Below are 12821 nucleotides of genomic sequence, written 5' to 3'. Positions count from 1 at the left end.
GACGTCGGGGGCCTCGACGTCGGGGGCCTGGACGTCGGGGGCTTCGACGTGGGCGGCTTGGACGTGGGCTTGTCGCTCGGCTTGTCCGAGGGCTCGTCGGAGGGCTTCCCGCTGTTGCTGGGACCGGCCGACGGACGGCCGCTCGGGGTGGGGTCGTCGGCGGTGCCGGTGATGCCGTCCTCGCCCGGGTCGACGGGGCGGCTCGTGGAGTCCTTCTGCGGCTTGTCGGCGTTCATGCCGCCCTCGCCCGGGTCCTCGGTGGCCGACTGCTCGGTCTTCACCCGGTCACCTGGGTCGTCGTCGCCGCCGCCGGACGTGGCGCCCAGCGTGACGACCGTGCCGAGCACGGCGACGAGCAGGGCTCCCGCGCCCGCCGCGACGAGGTTGCGCCGGGTGCCGCTGACGATGGAGCGGCGGCTCGGTGTCTTCGGGGGCACGAGGACGGGCGTGACCCGGCTGCTGACCAGGGTCTCCGGCTCCGGCGGCGCGGGCTGTGCGAAGGCAGCGGGGACGCCGCCGGGGGGCGACGCCGACTCCTCGTAGCGCGCGTCGGGGATCTCCTCCCCCGCCGCGGTGCGTCCGCCGGGCAGCGCGCCGCCCGAGCGGTCGGCGACCAGGGCGAGGGCGCGGCGCCCGGAGATCATGCCCCGCTTGTCGGCGAGCGCGCCGCGCAGCCCGATGGAGGCCTCAAGTTCGGCGCGGGCCCGGTCGAGGTGTCCGCCGCAGAGCGCGAGGATGCCCAGCTCATGGTGGAAGTACGCCTCCTCGGCGACCTCTCCGGCGTTGCGCGCGGCCTCCTGGCCCGAGCGCAGGGCGCGTTCCCAGGCGCCCCAGCCGAGTCCTCCCGCGAAGGCGGGCGCGGCGGATCGGGCGAGCAGGACCGCGGCGCCGCTCTCCGCGGTGACCAGGGCGGCGAGGGCCGCGAGGACCGCGTCGGCCTCGGCGGTGACCCGCTCGGGGGCGACCGAGGGGTGTCCGGCCCACCAGGCGTAGTGCTGGGCGGCCGAGCGGGCCCGCTCGGGGCTGTCGTCGGCGTATCCGGCGCTCTCCAGCTGGGCGCGCACGCCCGGGGCGAGCCGGTAGTGCGCGCCGGCCGAGGTGACCAGGGCGCAGCTGACCAGCTCGGCGAGGGCGGCGTCGGCGTGGGTGTCGCCGACCAGGGCGGGCAGATGGGCCTGGTGCGGCAGCTCGCCGCCGAGCGCGACGGCGAACTCCAGGGTGGCCCGGGCCGACGGGCTCAGCCGGGCGGCGAGCAGGGCCGCGGGCGCGGCGCCGTCGGCGAGGGTGGGCAGCGGCACGTCGTAGGCGGCGTCGTCCGCGGCGTCGAAGGGCGCGTCGACCGGGAGCTCGGCGGCACAGCCGTTCTCCTCGAAGGCGTGCGGGTCGGCGCGGAGCTGGTCGCGCTGGCGGAGCAGGGCGCCCGCCTGGACGAAGCGCAGCGGCAGGCCCTCGGACTCGAACCACAGGTCGCCCGCCCAGTTGGCCTCCTCGTCGTCGAGGACCCGGCCGACGACGCGCTCCAGGAGTTCGAGGCTGCCGCCGCGGCCGAGGCCGCCGAGGAAGACCTCTTCCAGGAGGGAGTCGGTGGAGGGGGCGGCGACGTCGGGCGTCGTGGAGACGAGGAAGGCGCACTCGGGCGTCGCGTCGAGCAGCTCGTCCAGGCCCGCGCCGCCGAACTCCAGGTCGTCCAGGACGACGACGGCACCGATGGCGCCGACGAGCTCGGTGAGCCGGGTGCGGTCGGGGCGGTACAGGGGTGCGTCGTAGACGGCGGTGAAGAGGTCGTGGAGCAGTTCGCCGGGTGTCCTGCGGTAGCCGGAGAGCCGGACGACGCCGTCGGGGGCGAGGTCGGCGCAGTCGTCGGCGACGGCGTTGAGCAGCGCCGTGCGGCCGGAGCCCGCGGGTCCGGTCAGCCGGACCGACCGGCCTCGGGCGAGCAGCCGTACGAGGCGCTCACGCTCCTCCTGGCGCTCGAGGAGCGGCAGCCTGGGCAGTGCGGGCCCGGGCGGCACGGGAGGCAGCGAGGCGCGGCGCAGCTCGGCGCGGTCGTCGGCGGTCCGCCTGCGGGGTTCCGGCGGGCGCTCCCCGGGCGGGCAGGGCTCGATCTCGCTGCCGTCGACGGGGTTGACGGTGAGCAGGAAGTCCCCGGACACGAGCCGCACCGTGCGGGCCAGCGCGGGTGCCTGCTGGCCGAAGTCCGGGGTCAGCGCATCGCGCGGGCGCTGCGAGCGCGCCGAGCCTTCGTGATCGTCGCCACCTTGCTCGTGGCCGTACTCTTCGGGTTCCCGGTTCATCGGGTCCATGGTCCCAGCCCCCCAGATGCGTGGTGTGCAGAGCCCCCTCCGGCCTTCGTGCACACTGCGCTGTCGCTTCTGGTCCGGTGCCCCCGCGCGGGTTCGTATATCGGTGGGCGACCGAACCCTAGACCTTCGCTCAGTATCTACGAGAGGGCGGGGTCCCGCCCCGCCCGAGACGTCACAGTCTCGTGAGGATTGCGCGCTTCAGACCCTGGGGAGCGATTCGACGCCGATGCCGCCCTCGATGGCGAGGATGCGGTGCAGCCGCGTCGCGACGAGGAGGCGCTGCATCTGCGGCGGCACGTGGCGCAGCACGAGCCTGCGTCCGCAGCGCCCGGCGCGGCGGTGCGCGCCCATGATCACGCCGAGTCCCGTGGCGTCCCACGAGTCGAGTTCGGACAGGTCGAGCACCAGGTCGCCGGCGCCGTCGTCGACGGCCGAGTGCAGGACCGTACGGGCGTCCGCCGCGCTGCGTACGTCGAGGCGTCCCCCGACGACCAGCTGGGCCTGGTCGCCCCTGATGTGCATATGCGCTCCCCGAGAGTGCGGTGTGCAGAGTGCGGTGTCTGCTGTGGCGGATGGTCCGTAAGGCGTCTTCTGGTCCTTAAGGCGATCTGCGTATGTCACAGCAACTGACTGCCGCGTGGGCGAGGAAGTTGCCGTCTGTAAGCGAACCGATACCGAATTCACTCCGAGGGGTGACCCGGAAGCCGCCGAAAGGTCAGACGAGGCGTCAGACGGCGTACGCCAGTACTGGTTCAGTGCTTGTAGAAGCCCTGCCCGCTCTTGCGCCCGATGTCACCGGCGTCAACCATCCGGCGCATCAGCTCCGGCGGGGCGAACTTCTCGTCCTGGGACTCCGTGTAGATGTTGCTCGTGGCGTGGAGCAGGATGTCGACGCCGGTGAGGTCGGCGGTCGCGAGCGGGCCCATGGCGTGGCCGAAGCCGAGCTTGCAGGCGATGTCGATGTCCTCGGCGGTGGCGACGCCCGACTCGTACAGCTTGGCGGCCTCGACCACGAGCGCGGAGATCAGACGGGTCGTCACGAAGCCCGCGACGTCGCGGTTGACGACGATGCAGGTCTTGCCGACGGACTCGGCGAACTCACGGGTGCGGGCGAGGGTCTCGTCGCTGGTCTTGTAGCCCCGCACGAGCTCGCAGAGCTGCATCATCGGGACCGGCGAGAAGAAGTGGGCGCCGACGACGCGCTCCGGACGGTCCGTCACGGCCGCGATCTTGGTGATCGGGATGGCGGAGGTGTTGGAGGCGAGCACGGCGTCGTCGCGCACCAGCTTGTCGAGGGTGCGGAAGATCTCGTGCTTGACCTCCAGCTTCTCGAAGACGGCCTCGACGACGATGTCGGCGTCGGCGACAGCGTCCAGGTCGGTGGTGGTCGTGATGCGCGCGAGCGCGGCCTCGGCGTCCTCGGCGGCGAGCTTGCCCTTGCCGACGAACCTGTCGTACGACGCCTTGATCCCGTCGGTGCCACGGGTCAGGGCCTCGTCGGTGACGTCGCGCAGAACGACGTCCCAGCCCGCCTGGGCGGAGACCTGAGCGATGCCGGACCCCATGAGTCCGGCTCCGATGACGGCGAGCTTCCGTGCCACTGTTCCGACTCCCCTACCGCTGGATCGCGCTTGCCTTACACGCTGTTCATGTATGCCTCTGCGGCGCACGTTAGCGGTCCGGGGCGCGCCTGTGTCCGCGAAGAGATGCGCGTCACGTCTCAAATGACGGACATCACACTGGTACGGGCCGCGGTGTGCGGCGCGTCACGCGGACGGGCGGGTCACCCGGTGGGCCGCGTCGCGTAGTTGAGGACCCGCTCGCCGAACAGGTCCTCCATCTCGTCGAGCAGGACGAGCGCCTCGCGCGACACCTCGGCGACGTCGCGGCGCTTGACCATCTCCTCGCCGATCCACGCCATGAGCGTGCTGTGCGCCCAGGAGAGCTGACCCGCGATCAGGCCGGGCAGGGGGTCGTCGCCGTCGGCCCCCGCCTCCTCGGCGAGCGTCGCGGTGAGCCGGGTCAGCGCCTGCTGCTGGATCTCCCAGAGCCGGGAGCGCAGGGGGGGCGCGTCGGTGATGACCCGCATGAAGTCGGCCCAGCCCGCGAAGAGCCCGACGTGGGGCGAGACGCCCTCCACGTCCGAGCGCAGTTCGCGCAGGACGGCGGCGGCGGCCGACTCGCCCCGCCCGCGGCCCCGCACATAGCCGGAGAGCCGGTCCACGACGGACTCCCCCCGGTCGAGGAAGAGGTCCTCCTTGGCGGGGAAGTAGTTGTACACGGTGTTGACGGAGACGTCCGCCGCGTCCGCGATCTCCGCGATGGTCACCGCGCCGAAGCCGCGCTGGAGGAAGAGCCCCGTCGCGATGTCGGAGATCCGCTGCTTGGTCTGCCGCTTCTTGCGCTCCCTGAGCCCCTCGGTCATGCCCCCATCGTATGCGTCGCTGGTCACTCTTGAATTTTGCGCCCAATGAAAACTTAGTGACGTTGCAAAATTTCAGTGACTCTGTTTCTAATGGGCGCATGGCAATCATCAGGACGTCCGGGCTCACCCGGACCTTCCGCACCAAGGGCGGACCCGTCGAGGCCGTCCGGGGCATCGACCTGACCGTCGGGGCGGGCGAGATCCTCGGCTTCCTCGGGCCGAACGGCGCGGGCAAGACCACGACGCTGCGCATGCTGACGACACTCCTCCCGCCCACCAGCGGCGGCGCCACCGTGGCGGGGTGCGACCTGGTCCGGGACCCGGCGGGCGTGCGCGCCCGTATCGGGTACGTCGCCCAGTCCGGCGGCGTCGACCTCAGCGTCTCCGTACGCGAGGAACTGATCACCCAGGGACGCCTGTACCGCCTGCCGAGGGCGCGCGCCGAGGCCCGCGCCGAGGAGCTGGCGGACAGCCTCGGCCTGACCGCGCTGATGGAGCGGCCCTGCGCGGCGCTCTCCGGCGGTCAGCGGCGGCGCCTGGACATCGCCATGGGGCTCACGCACCGGCCCGAGGTGCTCTTCCTCGACGAGCCGACCACCGGGCTCGACCCGGGCAGCAGGGCCGAGGTGTGGACGCTGGTACGGCGGCTGCGCGACGAGTACGGCACGACCGTCTTCCTCACCACGCACTACCTCGACGAGGCCGACGCCCTCTCCGACCGCCTGGTCGTCGTGGACCGGGGCGTCATCGCCGCCGACGGCACACCGAGCGCCCTCAAGCTGCGCTACGGCGGCTCGATCGACGCCACGCTCCAGGACACCTTCCTCGCCATCACCGGCCGCGCCGTCGCGCCGGAGGAACAGCCGCCCGTCGCCGTCTGACCCGCCGGCCCCCGCACCTCCCGACCCCGAGGACCTCCATGCCCGCCCTGCTCTCCGACACCGCGCTCGTCTTCGGGCGGTACGCCCGGCAGACCCTGCGCTCCCCGTTCCAGATCCTCTTCGGCGTCCTCACGCCCCTGCTCTACCTGCTCTTCTTCGGGCCCCTGCTCACCGGGCTGCCGCTGGGCTCCGACGGCGACTCCTGGCAGGTGCTCGTCCCCGGGCTGCTGCTGCAACTCGGTCTCTTCGGAGCGACCTTCAGCGGCTTCGCGCTCATCATCGAGAAGCAGTCCGGCGTGGTGGAGCGGATGCGGGTGACACCCGTCAGCCGTCTGGCGCTGCTGCTCGGCCGGATTCTGCGCGACGCCGCGCTCTTCGTCTTCCAGGCAGTGCTGCTCGTGCTCGCCGCGCTGGTCATGGGGTTGCGGGCGCCTGTGGGCGGTGTCCTCATCGGCTTCGCCTTCGTGGCGCTCCTGACGGCGGGGCTCGCCTCCCTCTCGTACGCCCTGGCCATGAAGGTCGGCAGGCCGCAGGAGTTCGGGCCCGCCGTCAACGCGGTGAGCATGCCCGCGATGCTGCTCTCCGGCCTGATGCTGCCGATGGCGCTCGCGCCCGCCTGGCTGGACGTCCTGTCGCACCTCATGCCGTTCCGCTATCTCGTCGACGCGGTGCGGGCGGCCTACGTGGGCGACTACGGAGCCGCCACCATGCTGTACGGGGTCCTGATGGCCGTCGCCTTCGTGCTGTTCTCCGTGACGGTGGGCACACGGGTCTTCCAGCGGGCCGGAGCCTGACTACGCTCGACCGCATGGTCAATCTGACGCGCATCTACACCAGGACCGGCGACCAGGGCACGACCGCCCTCGGCGACATGAGCCGCACCGCCAAGACCGATCTGCGGATCTCCGCGTACGCCGACGCCAACGAGGCCAACGCGGCCATCGGCACGGCGATCGCGCTCGGACAGCTCGACGCGGAGGTCGTGAAGGTCCTCGTACGGGTCCAGAACGACCTGTTCGACGTGGGCGCCGACCTCTCCACCCCGGTCGTCGAGGACCCGGAGTACCCGCCGCTGCGGGTCGAGCAGAGCTACATCGACAAGCTGGAGGCGGACTGCGACCGCTTCCTCGACGAACTGGAGAAGCTCCGCAGCTTCATCCTCCCGGGCGGTACACCGGGCGCGGCCCTGCTGCACCAGGCGTGCACGGTGGTGCGGCGGGCCGAGCGCTCGACGTGGGCCGCCTTCGAGGTGCACGGGGAGACCATGAACCCCTTGACGGCCACCTATCTCAACCGCCTCTCCGACCTCCTCTTCATCCTGGCCCGTACGGCCAACAGGACGGTCGGCGACGTGCTCTGGGTCCCGGGCGGCGAACGCTAGGACCGCTGGGACACCGTCGCGGGCGCCTTCTTCGGGAAGAGGGTGTACGAGGCGGCGATGACGACATTGATGCCGATCACCCAGACCATCCGCTGCTGCCACGCCCGCAGCGAGCCGGTGTCGCCCTCGCCGCCCACGTACCAGACCGCGCCCTGGAGCAGGGCCATCGCGATCAGCGCGGCGAGCACCCAGCGGGCGGCGATCTTCCACTCGTGGACCGCGCGGGCCGTGCCGTACTTCGGTGTCGTGGGGGCGGGTCCCCCGGCGAAGCGGTGGGCCACGCGGACGTCGACCCACTTGATCGTGTAGTGCCCGAGCGCCACGGAGTAGCCGATGTAGACGGCGGCGAGGCCGTGCTTGAAGTCCGGCTCCGCGCCGTTCCTCAGATCGATCGCGGTGACGACGAACAGCAGCACCTCAAGGAGCGGCTCGCACAGCAGCACCGCGACGCTCATTCGCGGCATCCTCGCCCAGTAGCGCAGGGCGAGCCCGGCGGCCAGGAGCACCCAGAAGCCGACCTCGCAGATGATGATCAGTGTGACGATCACGGCCGGCTCCTCGCGGTCGATTCCTCTGTGGTCACCCTTCAAGGCTCCCGTCCCGGCGGCCCGTGATCGTCGTCGAGAGTGACGAAACCGCACTGCATCCTTCGATGTAGCGGCGGCCCCGCGCTCCGGCCACCGGCGCCCGCAACCAGCGCCGTACCCAGTTCGATGTAGTGGCCCGGGACCGGCTCCTCCGCCAGGACCAGGCGGTGTCCCCGCCCCACCGTGTTGGATGGGGGCATGCCCCTGTCCCTCGCGCGCCCGCACCGCGTCGACGTCTCCATCGCCGCCGCGAGCCTGCTCAGCGGGCTCGCGCTGTGGGGGCTCGGGCTGCACTCGAACCCCGGCCGGCCTCTGGGCGGCACCTGGGCGCTTCTCCCGCTCGCCGTCCTCGCCTGCATGGAGCTGGTCCGCAGGACCGCTCCGCGGACCGCGCTGACCATCGGCACACTGGCACTGACCGCCGACCAGTTCACCGAGGGCAACCTCGCCTCGCTCCTGATGTTCACGGACATCGTCTACGCGGCCGTCGTGTACGGCACACCCGCCGCCGCCCGCCGTATCCCGGTCACCACGGGCCTGGTCACGGTGGCGGTGACCATCGGCTTCCTCGCCTGGTTCCAGGAGCCGGAGGCGATCCTCATCGGCGTCGTCGCCGGGGCCATCTCCTTCGGCCCCGCCACCACCGGCGTCCTGGTGCGCAACCACCGCGAGGCCGCCGACGCGGCGAAGCTGCGGGCCGAGCAGACCGCCCTGCTCGCCGAGATGGACCGGGTCCAGGCCGTCGTCGCCGAGCGCGCGAGGGTGGCCAGGGAGCTGCACGACATGGTCGCCAACCACCTCTCGGCGATCGCCATCCACTCCACGGCGGCGCTCTCCCTCGACGACCCCGCGACGAGCAGGGAGGCCCTCGGCGTCATCCGGGAGAACAGCGTCCAGGGCCTGGCCGAGATGCGCCGCCTCATCGGCATCCTGCGCGACGACAGCGGCGACCTGGAACCGGCCGCCGCACCCACCCTGGACGGCCTCGCCTCCCTGGTCGCGGGGGCCCGCGCCAACGGCCTCGACGTCACGCTCGACGACGCCCTCGACCCGGCGGGGCCGAAGCTGCCCGCGCCGGTCGGGCTCGCGGCGTACCGCATCGTCCAGGAGTCCCTGACGAACGCCCTCAAGCACGCCTCCCCCGGCCGGGTCACGGTCCGCCTCGTCCAGCAGCCCCGCGCCCTGAAGGTCCGCGTGACCAGCCCGTACGGTGATCCGTCCGGGCCCCGCGCCCCCGGCTCGGGAGCCGGACTCGTCGGCATGCGCGAGCGCACCGAACTGCTCGGCGGTGCCTTCGAGGCGGGCCCGGAGAGCAGCCCCGACGGCAAGGTCTGGCACGTCCTCGCGACCCTGCCCGTCGACCCCGCAGACGAAGGAGCCAAGGAATGATCCGGGTGCTTGTCGCCGAAGACCAGTCAGCCGTGCGCGCGGGGCTCGTCCTCATCCTGCGCAGCGCGCCCGACATCGAGGTGGTCGGCGAGGCCGCGGACGGCGAGCAGGCGGTGGCGATGGCCCGCGAGCTCCGCCCCGACCTGGTCCTGATGGACGTCCAGATGCCGCGGCTCGACGGGGTGGCCGCGACGCGGCAGGTCGTCGCCGAGGACCTCGCGGACGTGCTGGTCCTCACCACGTTCGACCTGGACGAGTACGTCTTCGGGGCGCTGCGCGCGGGCGCCTCGGGGTTCCTCCTCAAGAACACCGAGGCGCGGGACCTCATCGAGGCCGTCCGTACGGTGGCGCGCGGCGAGGGCCTGATCTCCCCGGCCGTCACCCGCCGCCTCATCGCCGAGTTCGCCGCACCGGCCAGGCCCGTACGCCGTGAGAACGCCCCGGACCCGGCGATCCTGGACAGTCTCACGCGCCGCGAGCGCGAGGTGCTGGCCTGCGTCGGCGAGGGCCTGTCGAACGCGGAGATCGCGGGCCGCCTCTCCATGGCGGAGGCCACGGTGAAGACCCACGTCAGCCGGCTGCTCGGCAAGCTCGACCTGCGGAGCCGGGTGCAAGCCGCCGTACTGGCGCAGGAGTTGGGGGTCTGAGCCGTCCGGGCGGGAAGGGCGCGATACGCCCCGGGGCGAGCCATCTCGCGACGAAGCGGTGCGATCCGGCCATTGGTTCAGACCTCTTGACCGATGGTCCAGACCTTTCTATTCTCGCCGCACTGCGGTGAGCACTCCCCCACGTGTTCCACGTGCTCACGGGCGGCGCAGGGATCTGCCCCTATGACCCCCGGAACTCACCCGAGGAGCACCTCGTGCGCTTCACACAGACCGTCGCACGCTCGAAACCAGGACTCAGACACAAAGCCGTGGCCGGAATAACCACGCTGCTGCTCCCGCTCGCCACCCTCGTCGCGCTCGGCGGCTCCGCCGAGGCGGCCCCCGAGGCCGCGGCAGCGGCCGAGGCCACCGCCACCTACGCCAAGACCCAGGACTGGGGCAGCGGCTTCGAGGGCAAGTGGACCATCAAGAACACCGGCACCACCACGCTCAGCTCCTGGAACGTCCAGTGGGACTTCCCCTCGGACACCAAGGTGACGTCCGCCTGGGACGCCACCGTCACCAACTCCGGCACCCGCTGGACGGGCAAGAACCTCGGCTGGAACGGGACGCTCGCCCCCGGCGCCTCGGTCTCCTTCGGGTTCAACGGCACCGGCTCGGGCGCGCCCGCCAAGTGCACGCTCAACGGCAACAGCTGTGACGGCGGCAGCGTCCCCGGCGACAACCCGCCCTCCGCGCCCGGCGCCCCGAAGGCCTCCGACATCACCAACACCTCGGTCAAGCTCGACTGGAGCGCCGCCACCGACGACAAGGGCGTCAAGAACTACGACGTCCTGCGCGACGGCGCCAAGGTCGCCACGGTGACCGGCACCTCGTACTCCGACAAGGACCTGACCGCGGGCACCGACTACTCCTACAGCGTGCAGGCCCGCGACACCGCCGACCAGACAGGCCCGGTCAGTGAGGCCGTCAAGGTCCGCACCACCGGCGGCGGCGGTCCCGAGCCCGAGCCCGGCGACAAGGTCAAGCTCGGCTACTTCACCGAGTGGGGCGTCTACCAGCGCAACTACCACGCCAAGAACATCGCCACGTCCGGCTCGGCCGGGAAGATCACGCACATCAACTACAGCTTCGGCAACGTCCAGGGCGGCAAGTGCACCATGGGCGACTCCTACGCGGCGATCGACAAGGCGTACACCGCCGACCAGAGCGTCGACGGCGTCGCCGACACCTGGGACCAGCCCCTGCGCGGCAACTTCAACCAGCTCCGCAAGCTGAAGGCCAAGTACCCGAACATCAAGATCCTCTGGTCCTTCGGCGGCTGGACCTGGTCCGGCGGCTTCACCGACGCCATGAAGAACCCGGCCGCCTTCGCCAAGTCCTGCCACGACCTGGTCGAGGACCCGCGCTGGGCCGACATCTTCGACGGCGTCGACCTGGACTGGGAGTACCCCAACGCCTGCGGTCTGAGCTGTGACTCCTCGGGCCCGGCCGTCTTCAAGACCATGATGCAGGCCTTCCGCAACGAGTTCGGCTCCAAGAACCTCGTCACCGCCGCCATCAGCGCGGACGGCTCGGACGGCGGCAAGCTCGACCTGGCCGACTACGGCGGCGCCTCGCAGTACGCCGACTGGTACAACGTCATGACGTACGACTTCTTCGGCGCCTGGGACGCCAAGGGTCCGACCGCTCCGCACTCGCCCCTGACGTCCTACCAGGGCATCCCGAAGGACGGCTTCACCACCGCCGCCGCCATCTCCAAGCTCAAGGCCAAGGGCGTGCCCGCCAAGAAGCTGCTGCTCGGCATCGGCTTCTACGGACGCGGCTGGACCGGCGTCACCCAGAAGGAGCCGGGCGGCACGGCGACCGGCGCGGCACCCGGCGCGTACGAGGCGGGCATCGAGGACTACAAGGTCCTCAAGAACAGCTGCCCGTCCAACGGGACGATCGCCGGTACGGCTTATGCCCACTGCGGGTCCAACTGGTGGTCCTACGACACGCCCGCCACGGTCAAGTCCAAGATGGCCTGGGCCAAGGACCAGAACCTCGGCGGCGCGTTCTTCTGGGAGTTCAGCGGGGACACCGCCAACGGTGAGCTGGTGAGCGCCATCAACGACGGTCTGAAGTAACCGTCCCTGATACGAAGCCGGGAAGACAGGTTCGCCCCTTGTCTTCCCGGCTTCTTCACGTCTTCGTCCGCGGGCCTCAGTGGCTGGTCGCGCAGTTCCCCGCGCCCCTGACGGGGCGCTACAGCTCACGCCACGTTGACCCGTTGGCCTGGCGGGGCCGCCTCCAGCCACGCCAGGAAGCCCGTCAGCGCGTCCTCGCTCATCGCCAGTTCCAGCCGGACGCCGCGGTGCAGACAGCCGAGGACGATGGCGTCGGAGAGCAGGGCGAGCTCCTCCTCGCCGTCGGGCGCGCGGCGGTCGACGACCTCGATGGACGCGCGCTCCAGGACCCGGCGGGGGCGGGGAGCGTAGGAGAAGACGCGGTACCACTCGACGCGGTCACCGTTGTAGCGGGCCACCCCGTACCCCCAGCCCTTGCCGGAGGTGTCGCCCTTCTCGGGCGCCTCCCAGCGCAGGGAGCAGTCGAAGGTGCCGCCGGAGCGCTGGATCAGCCGGCGCCGCAGCCCGAAGACGAAGAGCCCCAACAGAACCAGCGCGATCACAGCAAGTCCGCACACGAGCAGAGTGAGGATCATCGGCACCGACCTCCTCGCCTCTTCGAAAACGGACCAACATTGCACCCGCATTGCCTCAGCCGCGGCCAGGTCCGGAATGTTCCCGGACCTGGCCGCGGCTGAGTCACGTTACGCCGCGCGCTGGGGTCAGCGCGCCGCCACCGCACGCAGTCGGACATCGGCGCGCCGCTCGGCGGAGGCGTCGGCCTCCCCCTTCGCGCGCTCCAGTGCCCGCTCCGCACGCTGGACGTCGATCTCGTCGGACAGCTCCGCGATCTCGGCCAGCAGCGACAGCTTGTCGTCCGCGAAGGAGATGAACCCCCCGTGGACGGCGGCGACGACCGTGGAGCCGTCGCTCGTACGAATGGTCACCGGGCCCGACTCCAGCACACCGAGCAGCGGCTGGTGACCGGGCATGACGCCGATGTCGCCGGACGTGGTGCGCGCGACGACCAGGGTGGCCTCACCGGACCAGACACTGCGGTCCGCTGCGACCAGCTCGACATGCAGCTCAGCAGCCAAGGGTGGCTCCTCGGGTCACCACCCGGCCGGTTCAGCCGGGTG

At 71.5% G+C, this 12821-nt stretch carries 13 protein-coding genes; 6 read left to right on the top strand and 7 right to left on the bottom strand.

Annotated features, from left to right (window positions below; all coding sequences use genetic code 11):
* From AB8Z36_RS01810 to AB8Z36_RS01795, 4 genes are all read right to left on the bottom strand, one after another.
* Positions 1-2303: ATP-binding protein (locus tag AB8Z36_RS01810; RefSeq protein WP_369211383.1), on the bottom strand; the 2303-nt coding region annotated here is incomplete at its 3' end.
* Between the two features lie 198 nt (positions 2304-2501).
* Positions 2502-2825 carry an STAS domain-containing protein gene (locus AB8Z36_RS01805; RefSeq protein ID WP_055696792.1) on the bottom strand — a complete coding sequence of 108 codons (324 nt, stop codon included), beginning with the start codon at positions 2823-2825 and terminating at the stop codon, positions 2502-2504.
* 230 nt (positions 2826-3055) lie between these two features.
* Positions 3056-3904 (bottom strand): 3-hydroxyacyl-CoA dehydrogenase family protein, encoded by an 849-nt coding sequence (locus AB8Z36_RS01800; RefSeq protein WP_369211382.1) that lies wholly within the window; start codon positions 3902-3904, stop codon positions 3056-3058.
* 182 nt (positions 3905-4086) lie between these two features.
* Positions 4087-4728 (bottom strand): TetR/AcrR family transcriptional regulator, encoded by a 642-nt coding sequence (locus AB8Z36_RS01795; RefSeq protein WP_369211381.1) that lies wholly within the window; start codon positions 4726-4728, stop codon positions 4087-4089.
* A gap of 98 nt (positions 4729-4826) precedes the next feature.
* Here AB8Z36_RS01795 and AB8Z36_RS01790 point away from each other — a divergent pair, with 98 nt between their 5' ends.
* Genes AB8Z36_RS01790 through AB8Z36_RS01780 form a run of 3 tightly spaced genes read left to right on the top strand, consistent with a single transcriptional unit; the run spans position 4827 to position 6990 of the window.
* Positions 4827-5609, top strand: coding sequence for an ABC transporter ATP-binding protein (locus AB8Z36_RS01790; protein ID WP_369211380.1), 783 nt, complete (start codon positions 4827-4829; stop codon positions 5607-5609).
* A 38-nt stretch (positions 5610-5647) separates the two neighbouring features.
* A complete protein-coding gene (locus AB8Z36_RS01785) occupies positions 5648-6403 on the top strand; it encodes an ABC transporter permease (RefSeq protein WP_369211379.1) in 756 nt (251 codons plus the stop codon).
* A gap of 14 nt (positions 6404-6417) precedes the next feature.
* A complete protein-coding gene (locus AB8Z36_RS01780; protein WP_369211378.1) occupies positions 6418-6990 on the top strand; it encodes a cob(I)yrinic acid a,c-diamide adenosyltransferase in 573 nt (190 codons plus the stop codon).
* Here the strand turns inward: AB8Z36_RS01780 and AB8Z36_RS01775 are convergent.
* Positions 6987-7538: a hypothetical protein gene (locus AB8Z36_RS01775; RefSeq protein WP_369211377.1), complete on the bottom strand. Its 552-nt coding sequence runs from the start codon at positions 7536-7538 to the stop codon at positions 6987-6989. The two genes, AB8Z36_RS01780 and AB8Z36_RS01775, sit on opposite strands and share 4 nt — an antisense overlap.
* Positions 7539-7775: 237 nt before the next feature.
* Here AB8Z36_RS01775 and AB8Z36_RS01770 point away from each other — a divergent pair, with 237 nt between their 5' ends.
* The 3 genes from AB8Z36_RS01770 to AB8Z36_RS01760 all read left to right on the top strand — a co-directional run bounded on the left by AB8Z36_RS01770 (position 7776) and on the right by AB8Z36_RS01760 (position 11703).
* A complete protein-coding gene (locus tag AB8Z36_RS01770; RefSeq protein WP_369211376.1) occupies positions 7776-8966 on the top strand; it encodes a sensor histidine kinase in 1191 nt (396 codons plus the stop codon).
* On the top strand, positions 8963-9613 hold the full coding sequence (locus AB8Z36_RS01765) for a response regulator (protein WP_369211375.1): 651 nt from the start codon (positions 8963-8965) through the stop codon (positions 9611-9613). The genes AB8Z36_RS01770 and AB8Z36_RS01765 overlap by 4 nt, the downstream gene beginning before the upstream one ends.
* A gap of 215 nt (positions 9614-9828) precedes the next feature.
* Positions 9829-11703, top strand: coding sequence for a glycosyl hydrolase family 18 protein (locus tag AB8Z36_RS01760; protein ID WP_369211374.1), 1875 nt, complete (start codon positions 9829-9831; stop codon positions 11701-11703).
* 125 nt (positions 11704-11828) lie between these two features.
* On the opposite strand, the gene AB8Z36_RS01755 is transcribed toward AB8Z36_RS01760, so the two are convergent.
* Positions 11829-12278, bottom strand: coding sequence for a DUF2550 domain-containing protein (locus AB8Z36_RS01755; protein ID WP_369211373.1), 450 nt, complete (start codon positions 12276-12278; stop codon positions 11829-11831).
* A gap of 126 nt (positions 12279-12404) precedes the next feature.
* Complete coding sequence (locus AB8Z36_RS01750) at positions 12405-12779, bottom strand: F0F1 ATP synthase subunit epsilon (protein ID WP_363253620.1); 375 nt, start codon at positions 12777-12779, stop codon at positions 12405-12407.
* Positions 12780-12821: the final 42 nt, after the last annotated feature.

The organism is Streptomyces flavofungini (assembly GCF_041028215.1).
GTDB lineage: Bacteria > Actinomycetota > Actinomycetes > Streptomycetales > Streptomycetaceae > Streptomyces > Streptomyces flavofungini_B.
Note: the sequence above shows the minus strand (reverse complement) of the source record. Positions and strands in the feature narration are given on the sequence as shown.

Bases quoted from the DNA above. Each gene is read 5' to 3' on its own strand.
- AB8Z36_RS01780 (WP_369211378.1), top strand. From the start codon at position 6,418: ATGGTCAATCTGACGCGCATCTACACCAGGACCGGCGACCAGGGCACG.
- AB8Z36_RS01755 (WP_369211373.1), bottom strand. From the start codon at position 12,278: ATGATCCTCACTCTGCTCGTGTGCGGACTTGCTGTGATCGCGCTGGTT.
- AB8Z36_RS01765 (WP_369211375.1), top strand. From the start codon at position 8,963: ATGATCCGGGTGCTTGTCGCCGAAGACCAGTCAGCCGTGCGCGCGGGG.
- AB8Z36_RS01790 (WP_369211380.1), top strand. From the start codon at position 4,827: ATGGCAATCATCAGGACGTCCGGGCTCACCCGGACCTTCCGCACCAAG.
- AB8Z36_RS01770 (WP_369211376.1), top strand. From the start codon at position 7,776: ATGCCCCTGTCCCTCGCGCGCCCGCACCGCGTCGACGTCTCCATCGCC.
- AB8Z36_RS01795 (WP_369211381.1), bottom strand. From the start codon at position 4,728: ATGACCGAGGGGCTCAGGGAGCGCAAGAAGCGGCAGACCAAGCAGCGG.
- AB8Z36_RS01785 (WP_369211379.1), top strand. From the start codon at position 5,648: ATGCCCGCCCTGCTCTCCGACACCGCGCTCGTCTTCGGGCGGTACGCC.
- AB8Z36_RS01805 (WP_055696792.1), bottom strand. From the start codon at position 2,825: ATGCACATCAGGGGCGACCAGGCCCAGCTGGTCGTCGGGGGACGCCTC.